Below are 23,290 nucleotides of genomic sequence, written 5' to 3'. Positions count from 1 at the left end.
CCTGCCCCGAATAGACCTCTTTCACCGGCGGCAACCCTGGTGATTGCCTCCGCCCTCTCTATCTCCGGAAATGCTCCCGGCGGGATGGTGCAATCAGTGTTTATAAAAGCGAGATTGTTGTTCTTCGTTTTGCGCCCGCGACAACAGGCGTCCGACGGTAGCGTCTGCCGCGTGGGCGAATCGCTGCGCCATCGGATGCCTTCGTCGGTACCGTACCGAATACATATCGGCCGATTGGCTCATTGTCATTAGGTAGTCATCGCTGGTTCGGAGTTCATCGACGAGTTTTAACTCCAGTGCTTGGTAGCCGTGCCAATATTCACCGGTTGCCACCGTGTCCACATTGGTTCTGGGGCGATGCTCGCGGATGAACGATTTGAACAAGCCATGCGTCTGTTCCAGTTCCTGGCGAAATTTTTCCCGACCTTTGTCGGTGTTTTCGCCGAAAACCGTCAGGGTTCGCTTGTATTCACCCGCCGTGTGGATCTCGAAGTCGACGTCGTGCCTTTTTAGAAACCGGTGTAAGTTGGGTAGTTGGCCGATGACGCCGATGGACCCGATAATCGCAAACGGCGCCGCGATGATCCGATGGCCGACACATGCCATCAGGTAGCCGCCGCTGGCCGCGACTTCGTCCACCGAAATGGTGAGGGTCATGCCGGCATCGCGGATCCGCTGAAGTTGTGATGCAGCCAAGCCGTAGGAGTGGACAAAACCGCCGCTACTATGTAAACGAAGGACAACTTCATCCTGTTTGCGGCCGACGAGTAAAACTGCTGAGATTTCTTCTCGCAGATGGTCGATGGCTGATGCCCTGACGTCGCCCATGAACTCCAACACGAAAATGCGTTTTCGGCCATGCTCCGAATTTGGGGGAATGCGGCGGATTTTCTTATCCTGTTCCTTGCGGCTTTTTTTTCGTTGCTTCAAAACTTTTCGTAGAACAGGCTTTTCTAGTATCCGACTTTCCATGGCTTTCGTCATGGCGTCGTAACGATCATTGAGTTTGCGGATTTCCATATGTTCATGGGTTTGAATGCGCCCTCGTCGAAACGATATCGCTACGGCACCTACGATCACCAATGCGAAAACTACGATGGTCGCAGTTTTTGCCAAGAAAAGGCCGTACTCGGTCGAGATTTCTAGAAGCAAAATGTGCCCCCCGGGCCAGTTAGAGTTATTCAGGGATTTCGGAATGTTTCAATATAAGAGAAAAAAATCGGAAACCGCCACTCGGCGTTGGATTGACGGGCGCTTTTTCGCCCGTTGGTGGATTACGCCGGCTTTCCTGTTTGGCGCCCCTACGGTTAACGCAGAATGCCGCCGCAGTTCCGGGAAACGCAATAGCGTTGGTCATGGTATTCGATTTTTTGTTCTGTCGGGATCGCTCTTGAGTCTTTTTAGTCAACCGGTCATCGCCATGGATATGGACTTGGAAGTCGGGTTGACACCGGATAGTGGGCGAATACTACGATTGAATCTTATTCCTGTGCCAGCGTTCCATCGGTTGAGTTTGGGTCACGGGATGCATATCGAGATGGAAATCTGGGGCGATGTGGCGCGTTGGTTCGACGTGCAAGGCGGAGAAGATTTATGGGAGGTTGGTCTGACGCCGGTATTTCGGTTGGCCGTCCATGACGGTGACGCGTTCTGGGGGCGTTTCCGCTTGCAGGCCGGCATTGGTTTTCACCTGCTAAGTCACACGCGATACGACGGCGAAGACTTGGGTAGCGCATTTCAATTCGGAGATCACATCGGATTGGGGTACAGATTCCCTAAGGATGGACGCTGGGAGGCTGGATTCCGATTTCAGCATCTGTCTAACGGCGGATTGCAGCCGCCGAACGAGGGGGCAAATTTTCATTTGTTCTATTTTCGTTTTAGCGGTGAGTGACAGCGCGATGGCGTTCAATTGTGATAGTTTTAGCCGGATCTGCTCGCACCGATTGATAGCGGACTATCAGGACGATGGTCTCGATCGCCGCGACCGTTCGTCGAAGATGACCTAAGGATATGGATATGAATATGAAGCAACGCGCCGGCGATCGCGCCTCAGCAGTGCAAGGCATCTACGCCAACAACGACTGGGCCCGTTATTTAGGCATTGAGTGGCAAGCCAGCGCTGATCAATCAACGTTGCATGTGAGCTACGATGACCGGCTCCTCAACTCCGATGGCGGTGTCGTTCACGGGGGTGTCATCGCCACTTTATTGCATGATGCGGCTTGGGTCGTTGTTGCGCGGCAGTTGGACGAGTCCGTGTCGATCGAGGATCTGACGGCGGTGGATGTCGACATCAACTATATTCGTGCGGCGCGTAATACGGATTTAAGCGCGACTGCGGAGGTTGTGCGCCTCGGACGTCAGTTTGTATTCGCCAGCTCGCAAGTGATCGATCAGGCCGGGCAATTGGTGGCTAAGGGTCACTGGGTGTTCGGTTTCCCCGCGGGCCAGGGCGAGGCTGAGTTTCTCCGCCAGAGCGAAACCCCCGAGAACTTATGGTCTGGCCCCATGGAGCTCAGCAACATCGGTAAGATGATGAATCAGAACATGGCCAAACGTGTTCCCGGTTTGTCGCTCCGCGCGTTGGCGCCCGGGCAATGCCTATTGCAAGTTGAGAATGATTCTCGTCTTCATGATGGGGTCGGCGGTTTTTCGGCAGGTATTCAGTTGCTTGCCACGGATAATGTCGGGGTGTTTGCCTCCTTCGGTTTGGGGCAACGAATTACCCGTGCCTCGACCGTGGCATTGAAGTACACTCGGTGCAGGTCGGTGCGTGACGAAAACCTATTGGTGCTGGGGCAGAGCCTTAACCGTACCGGTGGTGTCGTCTACAATCGCACGCTGGTCTATGGAGAGCAAAGCCTGCAGCTCGCGGGGTTCGGTACCATGACTTTCCTCAGCTGACGAGTTAACTCTCTGATCCACTTGGCACGCTCGAGCTATTTTTCTCCGGGCAATTGAATGCCGCTTCCCTAACTTGAGGCTTTATGGAGCATTCCGGGCAATATCTGTTTGTACTGGTCGTCGCCGCGGGCGTGTTAAGTCAGTGGCTCGCTTGGCGGTTCCGCTTTCCGGCCATTATTTTGCTTTCCATCGCCGGGATACTTCTGGGTCCGGTCGCCGGTGTGATTCATCCTTCGGAAGATTTTGGCGAGGGCTTGCGGACCATCATTAGCTTGGGCGTTGCCGTCATCCTGTTCGAAGGGGGATTGAATCTTCGCTCTTTCGAACTGAAAGAGGCGGCTGCCGGCGTGCAGCGCCTGGTGACCGCGGCGGTCGCATTCAACTTTCTATTCGCCACACTCGCTGCGCATTTGATCGGCGGTATTTCATTGCCAGTGTCCCTGGTCATGGGGGCGATTTTGGTGGTCACTGGCCCGACTGTGATCATGCCGTTATTACGCCAAGCGATGCTCAATCGCCGGACGGCGTCATATCTAAAGTGGGAAGCGATTATTAACGATCCCATCGGCGCCTTACTGGCTGTACTGGTGTTCCAGTACTTTGCCTATTCCAGCCGCGGCGAGGGATTGGTCGATATATTCCAGAGTTTGGGTGCCGCTTTACTGGTTGCGGCGGCCTTGGGTGCCGGTGGTGCCTATTTGCTCGTTCAAGCGTTCAGGCGGGCGTGGGTGCCGGAATTCCTGAAAGCGCCGACGGTTTTGGCGTTTGTATTCGCCGGATTTGCGATGGCCAACGCCGTGCAAGCCGAGGCGGGTTTGCTCACCGTGACGGTGATGGGGATGGTGATTGCCAACTTGGGTCTGCCGAGTTTCGACGAAATGCGGCGATTCAAAGAATACATCACCGTATTGTTGGTTTCGGTGGTGTTTATTCTGCTTACGGCTGATTTGGATCCGAGCATCTTGAACCGTTTGGATTGGCATGCGGCGCTGTTCGTGGTCGTTCTCTTGTTCGTCGTTCGGCCACTGGCCGTTCAGTTGGCGACCGTCGGATCGGCCATGAATTGGCGGGATCGTTTATTGGTCGGCTGGATCGGTCCGCGCGGGATCGTCGCTGCGGCCGTCGCCGGGGTGTTTGGCCCAGATTTGGTGGATGCAGGTTATCCCGACGGCGAGTTGCTGCTGCCGGTGATCTTTGCCGTTATTTTCGCCACCGTGGTCTTGCATGGATTAAGTTTGGGATGGTTAGCGCGCCGATTGGGGTTGAGTGCGAGCGGTCCCCGCAATGGCGTATTGATTGTGGGCGCTTCGCCGTGGACGACGGAGCTGGGTCGGGTGCTGAAAGACTTGGGTATCCGCACCCTGATCGTTGACAATTCATGGCATCGGCTGCGCCAAGCGAGACTGGCCGGGGTGCCGGTTTACTTCGCGGAGATACTCTCCGAGCAGGCGCTAGAATCCATCGAGCTCCATGATATCGGTCAGATATTGGCGGCTACGAGTAATGATGCATACAACGCGTTGGTGTGCAGCAACTTCGCGCCGGACCTGGGATGGGAGCGTGTTTTCCAGTTGCCCATGGGGGATGGCGAAAAAGGTCAGCGTCGGCGGATCGCCCAGGATGTTCGAGGGCGAGTGGCTTTTGGTCAGGAGGCGCTCTACGAAGAGCTTTGGCGCCGTCACTCAGCCGGTTGGAAATTCCAAAAGACCCGTCTGACGGAAACTTTTAGTTACGAAGATTATCGAAAAAAGCGGTCAACGAACGACATTGAAGTCCTTCGGATCGCCGAAGACGGGGCGCTGACGATGAATTCCATTCAGAGGCCTATTCAGCCGAAAATCGGCGATACCATCGTGACGTTTACCTCCGCCAAAGGAGATGCAAGCAAACCGGCAGCCAAGCCCGGCTCCATGCCACCGAAGCCCGCTTTGCCCGAATAGGAATCACGTGACCTTTCGCAGCGATACTTTCAAGAAATTGACATGACCCAACCGGAGTGGAAGCGAGGCGCGCACCTGATTGACGGGCCGGTTGGCCGCATCGAGCTGCGCATTGATCTGCCCGAAACCAAAGCGGAGCGGGGCGAGGTGGCTGTCGTTTGTCATCCCCATCCGCAGTTCGGTGGCACCCTGGACAACAAAGTGGCGTATACCCTGGCTCGCGCATATAACGAGCTCGGTATGCCCGCCGTGCGTTTTAATTTCCGCGGGGTGGGTGACAGTGAGGGTGAATATGACCAAGGCGTCGGGGAAGTAGAAGATTGTCTGGCTGTTATCGATTGGGTCCGGCGGCAGTACGGTGATGTGACAGTGCACTTGGCCGGTTTCTCGTTCGGCGCCATCGTGGCGCTGCGTGCGGTTGTTCGTTGCACTGGCATCGCTTCGCTGGTGACGGTGGCGCCGCCGGTCAGCTATTTCGAGAACGACGCATTCTCAGCCCCTAAGCTTCCGTGGGTTGTTATACAAGGGGAAAGCGATGAGCTGGTGTCCAGTCACGAAGTGTTGCGTTGGGCGCTATCGCTGGAGCGCCCGCCTCGTGTGGAATTGTTTCCTCAGACAAGCCACTTTTTCCATGGTCAGTTGCCTGAGTTACGGCGCCGGGTAGTCACTGCGATTCGGGACGTCGTGACAGGTTCGTTGGAGTAGATCGGTATGAACGAAAAAGAAACGCGTTTTCGGTCTCTCGGGATCGCCGTGCTAACGGTCTCCGATACCCGAACCCTCGAAAACGACACTTCGGGGTCGACTTTGGTTGTGGGGCTGGAGTCCGCGGGCCATCGCTTGGTGGGGCGCGATCTGCTCCCGGACAACATATATCGGTTGCGGGCCCGTGTTTCGGCCTGGATCGCTGACCCGGAAGTCGAGGTGATCCTAACGACGGGGGGAACCGGTCTGACCGGTCGCGATGTCACCTGTGAAGCCTTGCGGCCACTGTTGGACAAGGAAATCGTGGGGTTCGGCGAGCTGTTTCGCATGCTTTCTTATGAGGAAATCGGTACTTCCACCATCGAATCGCGAGCATTTGCGGGGATTGCCAATTCCACCGTGATTTTTTGCGTACCCGGTTCCACCGGGGCGTGTCGTACCGCTTGGGAGCGAATCATCGAAACGCAATTGGACGCCCGGCATAAGCCCTGTAACTTGGTCCAGTTGTTGCCGCGATTGTCCGAAGTTTGAACGCGTCTTAGCCGTCAGTTGTCTCTAACGTTACCCGCGCTGAGGCAATTGCACGCTTAAATATCCCTGCAAGCGGGCCGCTATCTTGTATTGAATGACCCAGTAAGCCGATGGTAGGTCATTGCACCATCGGTACGATTGAGATAGCGAAATGAACAATATCAAACGAGCAAAATTCGCGATGGGCCAGTTGGTTCAACACCGCATGTTTAACTACCGGGGTGTCATCGTCGATGTCGATCCCGAATTTGCGGGCGACGACGAGTGGTACGAGCAGATCAAGACCAGCCGTCCCCCCAAGGATCAACCCTGGTACAAGATCTTGGTTGAGGCGACGGAGACGCAAACCTACGTTTCCGAACTCAATTTGCTAGCCGATGGCAGTGGGGAGCCATTGCAGAATGCTTACTTACACGTTTTTTTTAACGGCTTCGAGGATGGTCGCTATAATCCCAAGCGGGTATTAAACTAACCAATGATCTGTGCCGACCCTCACCCGCGCCGCGGGCAAGGTTCAAACAGCTAACTGCACGCTGCTGAGAGATGTTGAAACGACTCCGGGATTTCTTCTCTGGTCATTTGAATGTGGATCAATCCGACCCGGAGCATCGTGTGCAACTGGCTAGCGCAGCGTTGTTGGTTGAGATGCAGCGGGCGGACCACCGTGATCTCGAACACGAAACCGAGGCGCTTCGTCAGCTGTTGTCCGAGCATTTTGACCTGGATGCGGAGGAGACCGAAGGCCTCATCGAATTGGCGCGGGACGAAGTCGACGCTGCTGTCTCTTTGCACGAATTCACCGCGCTGCTCAACAGCGAATTGTCGTCGGGAGAGCGCAACGAAGTGCTGGAGTTGCTCTGGCGGACCGCCTACGCCGACGGGGAACTGCACAAACAAGAGGAGGGGTTGATGCGGAAAATCGCCGATCTTCTCTACATCCCCCACTCCGATTTTATTCAGATCAAACTCCGCGTTATGGACGAGCTTTCTTAGTCACGGGTGCTCGTTCCGGTAAGCTCTTCCGTAATTCACACTAGCGTGTCACAAATCGCTGGCTGAATTTCACAGAATACGTACTGTCTGAGTCTTCCGGTTTCACCAACACGGTAAAACGCAGGGTTTCCTGGTGGCTGACCGGAAAGTCGCCAACATAGTAGATGGCTTGATCTTCGCGGAACTCGCGTAAAGCGATATCCCGGTACTGGTTATTGAGATTGACCGCACTGGCGTCGACTTCGGCGGCGACGGCTGTTTCGGTGCCATCCGGCAACTGTTTCCTAACAGCCAGGGTCAACATGCCCCGATTCCGGCTCCGGGTGATGCCGTAATGTTTTGCTCGATCAGCGGGCAAGAAATCAGTGCTTAAAGCATTATAATGGATAATGTATTCGCCAAATTGCTGAAACTGATCGGCAAAGGCCCAAGGACTGACAGTCGCCATGACCATGCCTGCCAACATGACGAAGATTCGGCCTCGTTTCATGACTCTCCTCCTACGATTGGCTAACGCGAAAATTTACGATCTCTGTCCTGGAAGTAAACAGGTGGTCACTGTGGAACACGCTCCCAGATTCTTAAGGTAATCATATCGTTTTAGAGTGGACACAGTATAGTTTGGTTCAATGATCAAGCGTTGATCCGCTCGTAACATTCCGTTCGCTACATAAGCCATACAAGGCGATTTCCCCGAGCAGATTGGGTGCCATTTGCATGGCCCGGTTGCTTCGGTGATGCGAGTCCACGACTCGACGATTGAGAATCCGATAATCGAATTGGTGGCACAGTTGTTCGAAATCCCGCACCGTACACAAGTGAATATTCTGGGTGTCGTACCACTGGTTGGGAAGGCTGTCCGATATGGGCATACGGCCCCGGATAGCCAACTGAATTCGACACTTCCAATGCCCGAAGTTCGGGAACGTCACGATACCTTTGCGCCCGATACGCAACATCTCGCCCAAGAGGCGATCGGGGTGTTGCACAACCTGGAGTGCCTGGGTCATCACCACGTAGTCGAACGACTGATCTTCGAATTCACCCAAGCTCTGGTCGATGTCTAACTGTATGACGTTAACGCCCGCGTGGATGGCGTTCACCACGTTTTTTGGATCGATTTCCAGCCCGTACCCCGTGACTTCTCGGGTCCGTTCCAGATGGTTGAGCAAAGTGCCGTCTCCACAGCCGAGGTCCAATACCCGGCTGCGCGGTTTAATCCACCGCGAAATAATTTCCAAGTCTGGACGCAGGGTCACGACAGCTTTACCTCTTCAGCGACCCGGTCCATGTACGCTCTGAGCACTGCGAGATACTGTGGAATGGGCATCAGGAAATCATCATGGCCTTGTCTTGACTGAATATCCGCGTAACAGACATCTTTGTTGGCCTTGGTCAAAGCATTGACGATCTCACGCGAGCGCGCCGAAGAGAAGCGCCAGTCGCCACGGAATGAGACGACGAGAAACTTGGCCAGGCTTTCTTTGAAAGCCTTGGCCAGGTCATGATCAAAATGCTGCGCCGGATCGAAATAGTCCAACGCCTTGGTCATCAATAGATACGTGTTGGCGTCGAAGCGATCGACAAAGGAACTGCCCTGGTAGCGCAGATAGCTTTCAACCTGAAACTCGACGTCGAAGCCAAAATTGATTTTCCCTTCGCGCAATTCGCGGCCGAATTTATCCCGCATGGAGTCTTCGGACAGATAGGTGATATGCCCCAGCATCCGTGCAAGCATCAGCCCACGTCGCGGAACCATGCCGTGGTCGGCGTAACGTCCGGCATGGAAGTCGGGGTCCGACAATATCGCCTGTCGCGCGACCTCGTTGAACGCGATGTTTTGTGCAGAGAGTTTGGGTGCTGCGGCGATGATGATTCCATGACGCATGTGTTCGCTCTGATCAATCGCCCATTGCATCACTTGCATACCGCCAAGGCTGCCGCCGGCGATGGCCGCCCACCGGTCAATACCCAATACTTCGCCCAGTCGCTTTTGGCTTTTGACCCAATCCGACACGGTAATGACCGGAAAGTCGGGCCCATAAATTCTGCCGGTTTGGGGATTGGCGGTGTTGGGGCCGGTAGAGCCCTTGCAGCCACCGAGGTTGTTTAAGGAAACGATAAAGAATCGGTTGGTGTCGAATGGCTTCCCCGGACCGATACATGTATCCCACCAGCCTGGCTTGCGGTCGTTCTCGCTGTGATAGCCAGCGGCATGGTGATCTCCCGATAAGGCGTGGCAAATTAATATTGCATTGCTGCGTTCGTCGTTGAGTTGGCCGTAGGTTTCGTAGACTAACTCGTACTCCGGCAGGGACTTCCCGCATTCCAATTGCAGCGGCTCACGAAACGCTCGCTTCTGGGGGAAAACCAGTCCGACGGAATCCGGAGGAAACGTTTTAGCCATGGTGCCTTTTAAGTATTTACGGTAGCGGCATGGGGGTGGGGCTGTGCTCGTTCGGTGAGTACCCAGAAGGCACGGCGATGACAGCCAAGATCCAAACGGAGCAGTCTAAATTTATGCACCCCGCAGGGCAAGCTTGTGGTTTGGGAACGCCCCGTCATCGCGGTTTCAGGCCTTCAATCAGTTCTTCGGGGCACCGGCCGGGAGCCCGTAAACGCAGGGTTTTGTCGCGATGCCTTACGCCTCGAATCAGTTCGATATCGGAGATGGGGACGTCCAGCGTGCCGGCCAAAAATCGTCGCAGGTGCCGGTTAGCCAGCCCCTCTCGGGCAGGGGCACGTATCCGCAGTTTCAGTCGCTTATTGTGAATGCCCACCGCCTCGTCCTGCCGGGCGCCAGCTTGCACGGTCAGGCGGATAATCAGGTCTTCCCCTTCCCATCGATACCAGTGTTCGGCGTTTGTCACAGCCAGGGCGTGAACGGCTGCAAAAACATCTTCAAGACCTGGATCACGACCAGTGCGATCAGTGGCGAAAAATCCAGCCCCCCCATGGCGGGCATGGCGCTGCGAATCCGGTTTAAAACGGGCGCATTGAGTTGATAAATCACTGCCTGCGCCGGACTGTAGCGTCCCGGATTGATCCAGCTCAGAACCACCTCGATGAGAATGCTGAAAAGGTACACATTCAGCAACAGAATGGTGAGATCCGCCAACGCCCACCGTGGCAGCTCAACGAACGGGATGGGTTGTTTCAAGATCGTCAGTACGGCGCTGTAATAGGCGATTTGCAGGACTAGCAGCAGGAGCAGTGCGGCAAAATCGATTCCACGATAGGGTCGTATGACCGTTCGCAACGGACGCAGCACCGGCTCGGTGGCCTCGAATAGAAAACGATTGACCGGATTGAAGAAATCTGCGCGCCCGAAGCGCAACAGAAAACGCAGCATGACCACCACCATGTACAATGTGAATGCGGTGTTGAGAAGAAAAAAAACAGGATTTTGCCAGTACGCGGGGCCCATGTATTCAGTCCTTTGCAAAGAGTTCCGCCAGTTTCCGGGCTCGATCGGTTGCCGCCAGCACGGCTTCACGCATCGCGCGTTGAACCCCCTCGCGGTGGAGCACTCTGAGCCCGTGTTCCGTTGTTCCACCGGGCGAGGTTACGTTTTGGCGCAGAATAGCGGGGTCTTCCCCGCTCTCCAGAACCATCTGTGCGGCACCGAGTGCCGTTTGGCCGGCGAGCCGACGGGCGATGTCCGGTGATAGGCCGGCGTCGACCGCCACTTGTTCCAGTGCTTCCAGAATCAAGAAGAAGTAGGCCGGACCACTTCCGGATAGCCCGGTGACCAAGTCCATTTGAGTTTCGTCAGGAAGCCATAGGACATCCCCCACCGAGGACATTACGGCTTCGGCCAGGTTTCGCTCGCTGGCAGAGACCGACGGGTTGGCAAAAAGCCCGGTCGCGCCGGCTCGAAGCAGCGCGGGTGTATTGGGCATCGCACGAATGACCGGCAGACCTCCTCCCAGCCACTCGTCGATATCAGCGGCACGGATACCGGCCGCGATGCTAAGAATCAACGGGCGGCGTTTCTGCACGGCTCGGGCCAATTGTTCGCAGACCGGCCGCAAAACTTGCGGTTTAACAGCGAGGACGACCATATCCGAGTTTGCGGCCAAATCTGCATTCTCGGTCAGTGTGGTGATACCGAATCGCTGGCCCAGCGATTCGCGCTGTGCCGCGTTCGGCTCCGAGACTTTCAGCGCGGTTTTCGGGTGCCCCTCCGCGATCAGGCCGCCGATCAAGCTGCTGGCCATGTTGCCGCCACCGATGAACCCGATGCGGGATGTGTCTGATGGTTTTTCCGTCACGTTTTGCGGTTCTCTCGCCAAATGTTGAAAGACCCGACACGCTCTGTCAGGTTTACCCTTAAGCCTAATCGCGCTTTGCCGCGCTGTCACCGTTGCGAAGGCGTGGACCGAAAATCGCGGTGCCGATTCGTACCAAGTTGCTGCCGTTTTCAATGGCGACTTCATAGTCATTGGACATGCCGAGGGACAGCGTATCCAAAACGAAGCCACGCGAGCATAGCTCGATAAAAAGATCACGCATGGCTCGATAACTTTGCCGTTGATCGGCCGGGTCGGCGCTGGGTGCGGGGATTGCCATGAGTCCACGAAGACGCAAGGAAGGCAGCTCGCGAACGGCCTGGGCGAGCTCCAATGTCCGAGCCGGCGCGACGCCCGATTTGGTCTTCTCCCCGCTGATGTTCACTTGAATGCAGACGTTCAGTGGCGGATAACCCTCGGGCAGGGAATGCGCCAAACGCTGTGCGACTTTCATTCGGTCCAGGCTGTGAACCCAATGGAAATGCCGGGCGATATCTCGGCATTTGTTCGCCTGTATGGGGCCGATGAAATGCCAGGTCAGTCCGGGATCATTCAATACCGTGATCTTCGCGATAGCCTCTTGAACGTAACTTTCACCGAAATGACGTTGGCCCGCCTCCGTGGCCGCTTGGATGGCACCGGCCGGTTGCCCCTTGCTGACGGCCAGCAGTGTGATTTCTTCCGGGTCTCGGCCGCAGTCACGTGCCGCTTGCCGGATTTGCGTGCGAAGGCGGGCCAAGTTCTGTTTTATGCGCTCGGGGGATAGTCCTTCCGGGCAAGTGATGTCTGTCACGGTCAGCGGCTTCTTCCTGGAACGTTCTGGAGATTCTAAATTCCCACGGCGTTGGGACGCTATATAAGAGCGGACCGGCTCGAATTTTAAGGTAACGGGATGGATATTGCTCAGCTATTGGCTTTTTCCGTGAAAAACGGTGCATCCGACTTGCACATCTCGGCGGGGTTGCCGCCGATGATTCGCGTCGATGGGGATATGCGCCGAATCAACTTGCCGAAATTGGATGGGAAGGAAACACACGATCTGATTTACGACATCATGAATGACAAGCAGCGTAAGGAGTTCGAGGAGCTCTTTGAGACGGATTTCTCCTTCGCGATTTCAGGCTTGGCGCGTTTTCGTGTCAACGCCTTCAATCAAAACCGCGGTGCCGCGGCTGTTTTTCGGACCATTCCGGAAAAAATCCTGACCTTGGAACAACTCAATTGTCCGGCTGTGTTCAAGGACCTGGCCATGAAACCGCGAGGCATTGTGTTGGTTACCGGGCCTACGGGGTCGGGTAAATCGACCACATTGGCGGGTATGGTGGACTACGTCAACGAAAATACCGCCGGGCATATTCTGACTATCGAAGATCCCATCGAGTTTGTGCACGAAAGCAAAAAATGCTTGATAAACCAGCGGGAACTTAAGCGCGATACGCTCGGCTTCGCGGAAGCCTTGCGTTCGGCTTTGCGTGAGGACCCGGACGTGATCCTCGTCGGGGAAATGCGGGACTTGGAAACCATTCGATTGGCGTTGACCGCAGCGGAAACGGGGCACTTGGTATTCGGTACGTTGCACACCAGTTCGGCTGCGAAGACCATCGATCGAATCGTGGACGTCTTCCCGGCCGCCGAAAAAGATATGGTGCGCGCCATGTTGTCCGAGTCCCTGCAGTCGGTGATCTCGCAAACCTTGCTAAAGAAAAAAGGTGGTGGTCGAATCGCGGCCCACGAAATTATGATCGGTACGCCCGCCATTCGAAATCTGATCCGGGAAAACAAAATCGCCCAGATGTATTCGGCCATACAGACCGGACAGCAATACGGGATGCATACCCTCGACCAGAAACTTCAGGAACTGGTTCGCAAGAACATCATCGCGCGGGACGAAGCGCGCATCCGGGCGGTCAATAAGGACAGCTTCTAAGCAAGTTACTACAGCGGTGCAGAGGATTAATAATGGATCGAGACCAGGCGGTGAAGATCATGCAGGACCTGCTCCGCGCGATGGTAAAGCGTGGCGGTTCCGACCTGTTTGTGACATCCGGTTTTCCCCCAGCCGTCAAAGTCGACGGTATCGTCAGTCCCGTCGCGGAGAAGCCGTTTCTTTCCGATCATACAGCCACCTTGGCACGAGCGATTATGAACGATCGCCAAGCCCGGGAGTTTGAAGCCAGCAACGAGTGTAACTTTGCGATCAATCCGCGCGGCATCGGCCGTTTTCGCGTCAACGCGTTTGTGCAACAAGGGCGTGTCGGTCTGGTTTTGCGAACCATTAAAACCGAAATTCCGACCTTTGAAGAATTGGGCCTTCCCGAGACGTTGCGGGAGGTGGCCATGTCCAAGCGTGGTTTGGTGATCATGGTGGGTTCAACCGGATCGGGAAAATCGACCACGCTTGCCGCGATGATCGGACACCGAAATCAAAATTCACAGGGGCACATCATCACCATCGAGGACCCAGTTGAGTATGTCCATCCGCATATGAACTGTATTGTGACTCAGCGCGAGATCGGAGTTGATACGGAAGGTTGGGGTGTTGCACTAAAAAACACGCTTCGGCAGGCGCCGGATGTCATCCAGATTGGCGAGATTCGCGACCGCGAAACCATGGAATACGCGATTCAGTTTGCCGAAACCGGTCATCTTTGCCTTAGCACGCTCCACGCCAACAACGCCAACCAAGCCCTGGACCGTATCATCAACCTGTTCCCCGAAGATAAGCGCGAGCAGGTCTTGATGGATCTTTCGTTGAATGCTCAAGCGATTATTTCTCAGCGTCTGATACCTCACATGAGTGGCGTCGGACGGGTGGCTGCGTTTGAGGTTCTGCTCGGAACGCCCCTGGTCAAGGACATGATTTTCAAAGGGGCGGTTCACGAACTCAAAGAAGTCATGGGTAAGTCGACCGAGCAGGGTATGTGTACCTTCGACCAGGCCCTTTTCGACTTGTTCGAGGAGGATCAAATCAGTTACGAAGAAGCGCTTCGAAACGCCGATTCGAAGAACGAACTGCGCCTGCGAATTAAGTTGGAGAGCCGGAAAAACGAACGTCCAGAGGTGGGCGACGGGCGGCTGAGCATGATGAACGATGGCGACTACTAAATCCGTGGGGAACGAGCAGAGACGTTCTTTGATAGCCAAACTGGCGGACTGTCTGGAGGCAACTAATTGATCATCAAACCCTATTTGCAGTTGATGGTGGAGCAAAAGGCTTCAGATTTGTATCTTAGCGCCGGTTCTATCCCTCAGCTTCGGGTCGAAGGGGCACCCCGTCCGGTTGGGAAAAAGACCATGAACCCTGAGACCGTATATAAGATCGCCCAGGAATTGATGAACGATCGAGAACGCCGCGTCTACGAGCGCCGTTGGCAAGTCGATTTCTCAGCCCGGGTGGAGGAGGTGGGTCGGTTTCGCGTCACTGTTTTTCGCCAGCGCGACCAAGACGCGCTGGTCGTGCGCTACGTGCAGCCGGCTGTTCCGCGTATTCGGGATTTGGGTTTGCCGACGGTGCTGCAGGATTTGGCGATTCACAGGCGCGGTTTGGTGTTGATGGTCGGTTCAACCGGTTGTGGTAAATCGACCACGCTGGCGGCGATGTTGCAGCATCGCAATGAACATGTGCCGGGCCATATTCTCACGATCGAAGATCCGATCGAATTTCACCTGGAAAGCCAATTGGCGATTGTGAACCAGCGAGAGCTGTGGGTGGACGCCCAGTCCTATACGGCAGCGCTTCACAGTGCCCTTCGTGCTTCACCCGACGTCATCATGATCGGTGAGATTCGTGATCGTGAAACCATGACGGCGACCATGGAGCTGGCGGGGACCGGGCATCTGGTGTTGGCGACGCTGCACGCCAACAACGCGCCTCAAGCCTTGGATCGGATTGCCAGTTTGTTCACGCCTGAACAGCACAAACAGTTGTTGATGGACTTGTCTTTGTACCTGAAGGGCATTGTATCGCAGCGTTTGGTGGTGGGGCGCGACGGCAAGCGCCTGCCGGCGGTTGAAGTGATGCTCAATACGCCTTATATCGCCGATCTCATCGCCAAAGGACATTTCGATAAAATCAAGCCCGCTATGGAAGAGAGCAAAGCGCGCGGGATGCAAGACATGGACACGGTGCTCTACCGCATGTATCAGGATGAGCTAATCGATATGGAAGAAGCCTTGGCTCACGCCGATTCCCGGCCCAACCTCGAAGCGAAAATCCACTTCACGTCCTGAAGTGAAGTGCCCCGGCCCGCGAGTTGACCGGGGCGTGATGTGGTGGGTTAGCTGTCGTTCGATCTAAACAGGTCAGCCAGGCTGTCGACGGTGGTGGGCATGCTGATCCCGAGAATCACGTCGGGCGATGCATCCGTTTGACCAAAGCTGACGCTGACGTTCACGAGTCGGTCAGGGCTGACCCGCCAGCCGGTGATGATCGAGAATACCCCGATGGTTTCGTCGATACTTTCAGAGACATCGCCGTTGCTGAATTCAAACTCGGTCTCCGTTTGGTAGCCGAGCTGGTATTGGAACGTTAGCGAAACGTCGTAAGACAGGGCGAACGCCATACCCAATCCCATATTGACTTGAGGTCCCGGGCGAACTTCCTCGAGCGTTAGCGGTGTGCCGTCGATGGTGAACCGCTCTTGATCCAGGTCGGTGATGTCGAACGGATAGTTCACGCTAAACGCGCCGAAGGCGACCACCGGATCCACAACCTTGGAAACATTGACACCCAAGCCGAGGGCGTAGTATCCGCTTCCAGTGGAAAGCTCTTCGCCGAGTTCGAGTTCGTAGGGGCTTTCCCCTGTGGGCGCCGTGCCTTGAGCGGAGAGCGTCCAGCGTGCCTCGCCAGAGTCCGCTCGCCAGGGTTGCCAGCGGGCGCGCAGGGACAGATCACCAAAGCCGAAATCGTTGACGTCGTTGATATCGTCATATTTGAATACGATCGGCACCCGGATACCGAGGCTCACGTTGTCCAGGACACCGTAGTCCAAGGTGAACCGATTGGTTAAGGTGTGTTCGGCGTCGCGCTCGATGTCTGCGAGCCTTAAGTCCAGGCTGTCATCTGGCCGGATGATGAACACGGTCTGCGTCTGGGCGTCGCCGAAGAAGGTGTAGTCCAGATCCCAAACTGCGTCCCACTGTCCTTTCTTTACAAGGCTGAATCCGGTATTGGCGGAACTGAGAATTTCCTGCAGATATTCCGCCGTATCGGGGTCTGTCTCCTTTTGGCGTAAGACCTCACGCGCCTTGTCCTGATCTTCCTCCGCCATGGGGGCGGGTGTTTCCTCTGCCCAGGCGGTGCCCCCGGCGGCGAGCGAAACGATTAGGCAAACGGCCGCATGCCGAGCGCTCCTTCGTCGGCGGTCGGACATATGATTGAATTCTGATTTGCGGTCCGTCATGAAGTCTCTCCCATGGAGTTCAGTGGGGTGCATTGAAGTCGCGGTTCCATTGCGATGTCGTTACCGTTTGACCCGAGGCCGTTATCGGAGGCCGGCGGTTCGTTCGGCGGCAGCCCCGCTTGCCGACCAGAATTCCGGCGAATCACGCAGTGCCGTCCAGCGAACCTCCTCATCGGCAATAAACTGCAAATCCCGATCACTCAGGGCTAAGCCGTGATCTCGGTCATCGCCGTAACGGGGATAAATGATGAACAGAACTTGTGGGTCCCAAACGGCCTGAAACTGGGTTTCCGTCATGGTGAAGTTGCCGAATTGGGGGTCCGCGATCGCGACGTGACCGGCGACGATGGAGCGAAGAACGACAAAGTGATCGAAGCCGCCATATCGAATCGGGACGATGGCGGGATGCTCGAGCCCTTCCAAGTCTGAGTATTCTGCGCGGAACCCGGCGCTGCGGTATCCGAGGTGGGCCGCGAAGCGTTTCATATCGAACAGGGAAAAGCCGCGTCGCTCAATAATCTTTTCGGCCTCTCCGTACTGCAGCATACCGTTCATGACATCGGTTTCCTGAAGTTCTTCGCCGAGATAGTAATTAAGAATCGTGGTAAAGGCTGCGGATCCGCAGCTGAAATCGTAACGCTGGCTGACCAGATTTTTCCGTTTCAATGCCTCGTACGGTGTGACGGTTACATGTTCCCGGGAAATTCCTTCTGGACTGGCAATGGTCAGATTGAGGCTTTCGTCCGGTTCAGGAACGGGCGATGAAAACGCCACCAGGAAAATACTAAGTGCCACCCCGACGAGGAATGCAGCCATAGTCCGGTCCTCCGCGTTGTGCGATTGATTGGCTGACCTTGATCGCGTGCCTCACCGAGGGGAGACATCCCATTTTGATGAGGGGCCATTCTATGGCCTCGCGTTTCTTCGTGACAAGGCGCTGGGGCAAAACGTTTCGGTCATAAAGGCTGCTGAGTGGAGAATTTACACTTTTCTACACCTGGCGTGGAATTTGCTTGCAAGGTTGGTCGTGCCGAGTCGCTAAACCGGTGGGTCACGATAGATCTGAGGTAAACAACTGATTTTGGATCTTTCTGCGGTGAATGGACGGATAAAAACACGCTTTGTTTCGGTCAAATTTTTGTCAAGCGACGGGTCTTTGACGCCTCCCTAAACACAGGGACGGTGGCCAAAGCGAGGAGGATCGGTTCTGTTTTCAGCATTAGCCAAAAAAGCCGTATTGATGGGGAGCCTCACAGGAATTCGGCTCTCGAATCACGATGTCACGGTCGCTGCGGTCAAAAGGGGGGCGGGAGCCCGTCCGGAGTTAGTCGCGTTCCGTTCCGCTGAGGTCACTGACGGAGACGTTGCCCTCGCATTGCGTGAGCTACTGAAAGCATCCGGGTTGGAAAGGTCATCGTGCTCCGTGATCCTGGGCTCGGATGAGTATCAGCTACTGATGGTGGAAGCGCCGGAGGTGGGAAACAACGAATTGCGGGCCGCGATGCGTTGGCGGGTGCGGGAGTTGATCGATTTTCATATCGATGATGCGGTCCTCGATATTTTTCAAGTCCCCCGAGGCGCAACGGCGAACCCACACCAAATGCTGTTCGTGGTCGCTTGTCGGTCCGCTGTGATTGCCGAATACGTTGCGGCGGCCGAAAAATCCGGATGTCGCCTCAAAGTGATCGATGTAACCGAGTTGGCGCTGCGAAATATTGCCAGCCTGCTCGAAGAGGACGTCAGTGGCGTGGCGATGCTGCACCTCGAACCCGATTTCGGCGTGATCACGGTGACTCAGCAGGGCACCCTATATCTCTCGCGTCAGATCAGCCTGGGATATCGTCAATTGGTGGGGTTGGAGGGTCAAGCCGACCTCGAATTTCAATTAGACAATTTCGTTTTGGAGGTCCAGCGTTCGTTGGATTACTACGAGCGGCAGTTTGGTCAGCCGCCGGTTAGAGCGTTGTACCTCACTCCGCTTCCCACCCGTGTCCCAGCGATTGATGCGTATGTCGACTCTCAGATCGGCATACCCGTCAAGCCTCTGGATTTGAATCGGTTGCTGAGCATTGATGAGCCTCTGGGCGCGGATGATCAGGCTCGTGCCTTGCTTCCCATAGGGGCCTCGCTTCGTCTTGAGCAGGAGGAAGCATGAAGCAGCAAGTCAATCTTTATCTGCCGATATTCCAGAAAAAGTCCGCGGTTTTTTCGGCTCGAACCATGGCGCAGGTTGCCTTGGTGTTCGTCGTCGGATTAATGGCGATCTACGGCTTCAGTTTGCGTCAAAGCCATTATCTGGAACGAGAAGTGGCGCGGCTGGAGTCCAAGCGAGATGCCGCGCTGATTCGCTTGGAGGCGTTGGGTCAGCGCGCAACGCCGAAAGAAAAGAGTCGTGCCCTGGAGGCACGTTTGGCCCGATTGTCGCGCGAGCTGCGGCAGAAACGTGAAGTTGTCAGTTTGGTCAGGCAGGAAGATCTCGGAAACATCGAGGGGTTTTCCGAGCATCTCGCCGGGTTGGCCCGGCAGCGGGTGGACGGATTGTGGTTGACCGGCGTGGATATCTCCGACGGCGGCAAAGACATCACCCTGCGCGGTACCACCCAGCAAGAAGTCCTGGTGCCGCGTTTTCTGCAGTTACTGGCCGATGAAAGCGTGTTTCGCGGCACCGGTTTCCGGTACGTGCAACTGGAACGTGCCGAACACGACGCGAACTGGGTCAATTTTCAAATGCGAACCCGCCTCGAAACCGAAAGCTGATTTGAGATGAAGATCAAAGAGAAGCTGCAAATCGTTATCAGTTGGATTGACGCCCGTACGGTTCGGGAACGGGTCGTCATTATGTTGACGCTGCTCGGGGTGCTTTGGATCGGTTGGGATGCGCTGTTGATGCAACCTTTAAGCGCTTCGGTCAACGATCAACAGGCGCGAATCGAAGCGCTCTATGAAGAAATTGAACAGGCTGAACAGAGCGCTCAACGCATCCTCGTCGCCAGCCACGGTGATCCCGACTCCGACACCCGCAGCTCCTTGCAGGCGGCGCAAGGCGAAAAAGAAGAACTCGATCGTCTGTTGGCGCAGTTCACCGAACGGCTGATTTCCCCCATCGAGGCGGCTCGGGCCTTGGAGGCCGTGCTGGAACAACATCAAAGTTTGCGCTTGATTCGCCTGGAAAGTCTCAAAGCGGTTCCGTTGTTGCCGGACGAGAATGATCCGCCCGCCGAGTCCGGTGATGAAGGGCAACAAACGCCTCAGGTTTTTCGGCATGGGGTCGCGATAGAGCTAGAGGGCGGGTATCTAGCCACGTTGGCATATCTGCGTGCGCTGGAGGCATTGCCTTGGCGTTTTCTATGGTCGCAGATTTCCCTGGATGTGACCGCTTATCCCAAGGCGACGGTGCGAATCGTGGTGCAGACCTTAGGTCTTGAGGAGGGCTGGATCGGTGTTTGACAGCGACTTATCCGTGCGCCGCGTGAGAGCCGTTTATCGGCCCCGCGGCAGAATGGTTGCCGTTGCAATCCGTCTTTGCATCGCGATGCTTCTCGTTTTGGGGTGTTGGTCGGGCGCGGGTTACGCCACGGACCTTCAGGATCCGTTTCAACCGCCTACCGCCGGTCGTACTGCCCCTACGCCTGCGTGGGTGCTGCAATCGATTTTAATCAGCGCCGAACGCCGGGTGGCGATTATTAACGGTCAATCGGCGCTTGAGGGCGAGCATGTCAGTGGCGCCCAGGTGGTGGCTATTGAACCAAACCTCGTGCGTATCAGGAAAGGTGGGCGGGACATGATGCTCACGCTCAATCGAGACGGGAGCGATGGCATTCGGACTCGTCCGCCGATCGCCCAGGCGCCTTAAGTTTCGTCGGTGTGCTCGCCCAATCCAGGAAAAGAAGAAACGACAACTATGAACTGTTTGACGAGATTCACATTTGCCGCTGCTGCCGTCCTGGTACTGGTCGGTTGTGCGAGTACGCGGGGCCCGGAGCCATCGCAAGACGTCGCGCAGCAACCGCCGCCCGTGAGCCAGGCCGTGGCGTCTGTCGAGGCCGCCGAGTCCGCTTATCCGCTGCGTCCGCCCCCACTCCAACAGTCGTCTGTTGAGGTGCCGACAAGGCTCGTTTCCCGGTTCGATGTCAACGTCAATCAGGCGCCGGCGCAGAGCTTTTTCATGAGCCTGGTGCGCGGTACGTCCTACAACATGATCGTCCACCCCGATGTAAAGGGGAGCATATCGCTGGATCTGAAAAACGTCACCGTAGAGCAAGTGCTCGACATCGTCCGGGACGTCTACGGCTATGACTACCACCGTCGGTCGGACGACTTCATGGTGTTGCCTAGCGGTATGCAAACCCGCGTATACCAGGTTGATTATCTGAACTTCATTCGCAAGGGGCGATCCCGCACCCGCGTCAGTTCAGGACAAGTCACTGACAATACACAAGGCAACGGCCAGAACGCCGCGCGATCCAGCAACAACGCCAACGATCCAAATGTGCAAACCATGGCGGGCAGCCGTATCGATACCGAAACGGCCTCAGACTTTTGGCGGGATTTGGCGACCTCGCTGACCATGATCGTCGGTGAGGAAGAAGGTCGTCGTGTGGTGCTCAATCCCGATGCCGGTTTGGTGGTCGTGAAAGCAGCACCCACCGAGCTGCGTCAGGTCGAACGATTTTTGTCCAGCATGCAGAACAAGTTGGAGCGTCAAGTGGTGCTGGAGGTAAAAATCCTCGAGCTGATACTCAACGAGGGTTTCCAGGCCGGTGTGAATTGGACCGCCTTGGCGGAATCCGGCGGTCGCCAGTATTTCGGCGGTGCGATCGGTGGCCAGGGCGCCATCGATCAAGGCGCCTCGGATATTGCGGGATCCGTGTTGAATCTGACGCCCGGCAATCCCATCACGGGGTTTGAAAGTACCGCAATCGGCGGTGCGATCGCCTTGGCGATCAACGCCACCGATTTCGCCGCCGTCATTGAGCTGCTGGAAACCCAAGGGGACGTTCAGGTGTTGTCCAGTCCGCGTGTTTCCACGTTGAACAACCAAAAAGCGATCATCAAAGTCGGCACCGATGAGTTCTTCGTCACCGGTGTGAGCAGCGATACCACCACCGGAACGGCCACCACGGTCCAGCAGGATATCGAACTGACGCCATTCTTTTCGGGTATCGCCTTGGATGTGACACCCCAAATCAATGAGACGGGTGATGTCATTTTGCATGTGCACCCCACCGTTAGTGAGGTGGTGGACCAAGTCAAGCGCCTAACTTTCGGCGGCGAGTTGCAGGAGTTGCCGCTGGCACTGAGCAGTGTGCGGGAGAGCGACAGTGTCATTCGGGCCCGTCACGGACAGGTGGTGGTCATCGGAGGCTTGATGCAAGAGAACACCAAAGACGAACAGTTCGGACCGCCCCTTATTCGGGACATCCCGGTGGTGGGTCATTTGTTCAGCCAGACGCGCCAGGTTGCCCGCAAAAGCGAGCTGGTGATTCTCATCCGCCCGCTGGTGGCCGACAGTGATCTGGTTTGGGAAGACGACCGATCTCGCACTCAGCAGCGTATGCAGCGGCTCAGCCCAGAGGTTCCCTGGCCCGCTGCCGGTGCGTGGTAAGTCCGAATTCAGGATGTGCTTTCGGTTGCCGGGCGGGTTCCGTTTGGGGGTTGACGCCCCTCGGAGTGGCAGGCACCCAGGTGGTAGGTAGTCGGACGAAGAGGTTCCGAGAAATCCAAACATGAAGCCCAGAAGCAAGATCCGGATCGGCGATCTGCTGGTCAAGAACAAAATCATCTCCGAAGGTCAACTGCAGGCGGCTCTGGCCGAGCAGAAAGCCAGTGGGCGCAAACTCGGTCGCGTGCTGGTCGAGCAGGGGATGGTCAGTGAGAACCAGCTTCTGGAATTCCTCTCACAGCAACTGAATGTGCCGCTGGTTGATCTCAAGCGCTATCAGTTTGCCCCCGACGTCGTTCGCTTGCTGCCGGAGACCTATGCTCGCCGGTATCGCGCTATCGTACTGAAAGAAGATCAGGCCGGAGTCGTTGTCGGCATGGCCGATCCCACCGACATATTCGGTTATGACGAGCTGTGTCGGATCCTCAAACAAACCATACAGATCGCGATGGTCCGTGAGACGGACTTGCTCCAAACCTTGGATACGGTCTACCGCCGGACCGACGAGATCGTCACCTTGGCGGAAGAGCTGGGGGAAGAGCTCAGAGAAAGCGAGCATGACCTGGCGCAACTGCTCAAAGAAGAAAGCGTTGCTGATCTGCCGGTGGTGAAACTATTGCATTCGGTATTTGAGGACGCTGTGCAAATACGCGCATCGGACATTCACATCGAGCCCGATGAGCAAGTTCTGCGAATCCGCCAGCGCATCGACGGCGTGCTCCAAGAGCAAGTCATCGAAGAAAAGCGTGTGGCTAGCGCGTTGATCACGCGTTTGAAGCTTATGTCGGGTTTAGATATTTCCGAAAAGCGGCTTCCCCAAGACGGACGCTTCCAGGTTCTCGTCAAAGACCACCATGT

The 23,290-nt window shown here is 56.0% G+C and carries 26 protein-coding genes; 16 read left to right on the top strand and 10 right to left on the bottom strand.

The features are described 5' to 3' along the window. Positions 1-93: 93 nt before the first annotated feature. Positions 94-1,152 carry a protease SohB gene (gene sohB / locus SVU69_09865; protein ID MDY6943304.1) on the bottom strand — a complete coding sequence of 353 codons (1,059 nt, stop codon included), beginning with the start codon at positions 1,150-1,152 and terminating at the stop codon, positions 94-96. 43 nt (positions 1,153-1,195) lie between these two features. On the opposite strand from sohB, the gene SVU69_09860 reads away from it, so the two are divergent. The 7 genes from SVU69_09860 (at position 1,196) to SVU69_09830 (ending at position 7,076) form a co-directional block, all read left to right on the top strand. Then, entirely contained in the window at positions 1,196-1,894 is a 699-nt protein-coding gene (locus tag SVU69_09860; GenBank protein MDY6943303.1) for an acyloxyacyl hydrolase, read from the top strand. A gap of 125 nt (positions 1,895-2,019) precedes the next feature. Next, entirely contained in the window at positions 2,020-2,907 is an 888-nt protein-coding gene (locus tag SVU69_09855; protein MDY6943302.1) for a PaaI family thioesterase, read from the top strand. 83 nt (positions 2,908-2,990) lie between these two features. Beyond that, on the top strand, positions 2,991-4,847 hold the full coding sequence (locus SVU69_09850) for a sodium:proton antiporter (GenBank protein ID MDY6943301.1): 1,857 nt from the start codon (positions 2,991-2,993) through the stop codon (positions 4,845-4,847). Positions 4,848-4,889: 42 nt separating this feature from the next. Beyond that, a complete protein-coding gene (locus SVU69_09845; protein ID MDY6943300.1) occupies positions 4,890-5,552 on the top strand; it encodes an alpha/beta fold hydrolase in 663 nt (220 codons plus the stop codon). A gap of 6 nt (positions 5,553-5,558) precedes the next feature. Continuing rightward, on the top strand, positions 5,559-6,083 hold the full coding sequence (moaB, locus tag SVU69_09840) for a molybdenum cofactor biosynthesis protein B (GenBank protein MDY6943299.1): 525 nt from the start codon (positions 5,559-5,561) through the stop codon (positions 6,081-6,083). A gap of 151 nt (positions 6,084-6,234) precedes the next feature. After that, positions 6,235-6,555 carry a heat shock protein HspQ gene (gene hspQ, locus SVU69_09835; GenBank protein MDY6943298.1) on the top strand — a complete coding sequence of 107 codons (321 nt, stop codon included), beginning with the start codon at positions 6,235-6,237 and terminating at the stop codon, positions 6,553-6,555. 71 nt (positions 6,556-6,626) lie between these two features. Then, complete coding sequence (locus SVU69_09830; GenBank protein MDY6943297.1) at positions 6,627-7,076, top strand: TerB family tellurite resistance protein; 450 nt, start codon at positions 6,627-6,629, stop codon at positions 7,074-7,076. Between the two features lie 40 nt (positions 7,077-7,116). Here the strand turns inward: SVU69_09830 and SVU69_09825 are convergent, their stop codons facing one another. From SVU69_09825 to SVU69_09795, 7 genes are all read right to left on the bottom strand, one after another. Further along, positions 7,117-7,566 carry a DUF4426 domain-containing protein gene (locus SVU69_09825; GenBank protein ID MDY6943296.1) on the bottom strand — a complete coding sequence of 150 codons (450 nt, stop codon included), beginning with the start codon at positions 7,564-7,566 and terminating at the stop codon, positions 7,117-7,119. 136 nt (positions 7,567-7,702) lie between these two features. After that, positions 7,703-8,329 (bottom strand): methionine biosynthesis protein MetW, encoded by a 627-nt coding sequence (gene metW / locus SVU69_09820; GenBank protein ID MDY6943295.1) that lies wholly within the window; start codon positions 8,327-8,329, stop codon positions 7,703-7,705. Between the two features lie 2 nt (positions 8,330-8,331). Continuing rightward, complete coding sequence (locus SVU69_09815) at positions 8,332-9,483, bottom strand: homoserine O-acetyltransferase (GenBank protein ID MDY6943294.1); 1,152 nt, start codon at positions 9,481-9,483, stop codon at positions 8,332-8,334. A 154-nt stretch (positions 9,484-9,637) separates the two neighbouring features. Then, complete coding sequence (locus tag SVU69_09810; GenBank protein MDY6943293.1) at positions 9,638-9,946, bottom strand: DUF167 family protein; 309 nt, start codon at positions 9,944-9,946, stop codon at positions 9,638-9,640. Then, complete coding sequence (locus tag SVU69_09805; protein MDY6943292.1) at positions 9,943-10,503, bottom strand: YggT family protein; 561 nt, start codon at positions 10,501-10,503, stop codon at positions 9,943-9,945. Before SVU69_09805 ends, SVU69_09810 begins: the two co-directional genes overlap by 4 nt. A 4-nt stretch (positions 10,504-10,507) precedes the next feature. Continuing rightward, the gene (gene proC / locus SVU69_09800) at positions 10,508-11,350 is read right to left on the bottom strand and encodes a pyrroline-5-carboxylate reductase (protein MDY6943291.1); all 843 of its coding nucleotides are present in this window, start codon (positions 11,348-11,350) and stop codon (positions 10,508-10,510) included. A gap of 64 nt (positions 11,351-11,414) precedes the next feature. Then, entirely contained in the window at positions 11,415-12,119 is a 705-nt protein-coding gene (locus SVU69_09795) for a YggS family pyridoxal phosphate-dependent enzyme (protein ID MDY6943290.1), read from the bottom strand. Between the two features lie 141 nt (positions 12,120-12,260). On the opposite strand from SVU69_09795, the gene SVU69_09790 reads away from it, so the two are divergent. The 3 genes from SVU69_09790 to SVU69_09780 all read left to right on the top strand — a co-directional run bounded on the left by SVU69_09790 (position 12,261) and on the right by SVU69_09780 (position 15,598). Then, on the top strand, positions 12,261-13,295 hold the full coding sequence (locus SVU69_09790; protein ID MDY6943289.1) for a type IV pilus twitching motility protein PilT: 1,035 nt from the start codon (positions 12,261-12,263) through the stop codon (positions 13,293-13,295). Between the two features lie 32 nt (positions 13,296-13,327). Next, on the top strand, positions 13,328-14,473 hold the full coding sequence (locus tag SVU69_09785; GenBank protein ID MDY6943288.1) for a PilT/PilU family type 4a pilus ATPase: 1,146 nt from the start codon (positions 13,328-13,330) through the stop codon (positions 14,471-14,473). A gap of 66 nt (positions 14,474-14,539) precedes the next feature. Further along, positions 14,540-15,598, top strand: coding sequence for a PilT/PilU family type 4a pilus ATPase (locus tag SVU69_09780; GenBank protein MDY6943287.1), 1,059 nt, complete (start codon positions 14,540-14,542; stop codon positions 15,596-15,598). 47 nt (positions 15,599-15,645) lie between these two features. Here SVU69_09780 and SVU69_09775 read toward each other — a convergent pair whose 3' ends face one another. Next, positions 15,646-16,770 (bottom strand): transporter, encoded by a 1,125-nt coding sequence (locus tag SVU69_09775; protein MDY6943286.1) that lies wholly within the window; start codon positions 16,768-16,770, stop codon positions 15,646-15,648. Between the two features lie 81 nt (positions 16,771-16,851). After that, on the bottom strand, positions 16,852-17,586 hold the full coding sequence (locus SVU69_09770) for a C39 family peptidase (protein ID MDY6943285.1): 735 nt from the start codon (positions 17,584-17,586) through the stop codon (positions 16,852-16,854). Positions 17,587-18,010: 424 nt separating this feature from the next. On the opposite strand from SVU69_09770, the gene pilM reads away from it, so the two are divergent. The 6 genes from pilM to SVU69_09740 all read left to right on the top strand — a co-directional run. Next, the gene (gene pilM / locus SVU69_09765) at positions 18,011-18,925 is read left to right on the top strand and encodes a pilus assembly protein PilM (GenBank protein ID MDY6943284.1); all 915 of its coding nucleotides are present in this window, start codon (positions 18,011-18,013) and stop codon (positions 18,923-18,925) included. After that, positions 18,922-19,527 carry a PilN domain-containing protein gene (locus SVU69_09760; GenBank protein ID MDY6943283.1) on the top strand — a complete coding sequence of 202 codons (606 nt, stop codon included), beginning with the start codon at positions 18,922-18,924 and terminating at the stop codon, positions 19,525-19,527. Before pilM ends, SVU69_09760 begins: the two co-directional genes overlap by 4 nt. Before the next feature lie 6 nt (positions 19,528-19,533). Next, positions 19,534-20,217, top strand: coding sequence for a hypothetical protein (locus SVU69_09755; protein MDY6943282.1), 684 nt, complete (start codon positions 19,534-19,536; stop codon positions 20,215-20,217). After that, the gene (locus tag SVU69_09750) at positions 20,210-20,623 is read left to right on the top strand and encodes a hypothetical protein (GenBank protein MDY6943281.1); all 414 of its coding nucleotides are present in this window, start codon (positions 20,210-20,212) and stop codon (positions 20,621-20,623) included. The genes SVU69_09755 and SVU69_09750 overlap by 8 nt, the downstream gene beginning before the upstream one ends. A 48-nt stretch (positions 20,624-20,671) precedes the next feature. Next, a complete protein-coding gene (gene mshL, locus SVU69_09745; protein ID MDY6943280.1) occupies positions 20,672-22,375 on the top strand; it encodes a pilus (MSHA type) biogenesis protein MshL in 1,704 nt (567 codons plus the stop codon). Between the two features lie 121 nt (positions 22,376-22,496). Then, positions 22,497-23,290: ATPase, T2SS/T4P/T4SS family (locus tag SVU69_09740; protein ID MDY6943279.1), on the top strand; the 794-nt coding region annotated here is incomplete at its 3' end.

The organism is Pseudomonadota bacterium (assembly GCA_034189865.1).
Classification (GTDB): domain Bacteria; phylum Pseudomonadota; class Gammaproteobacteria; order UBA5335; family UBA5335; genus JAXHTV01.
This window is presented reverse-complemented; position numbering and strand designations above follow the sequence as displayed.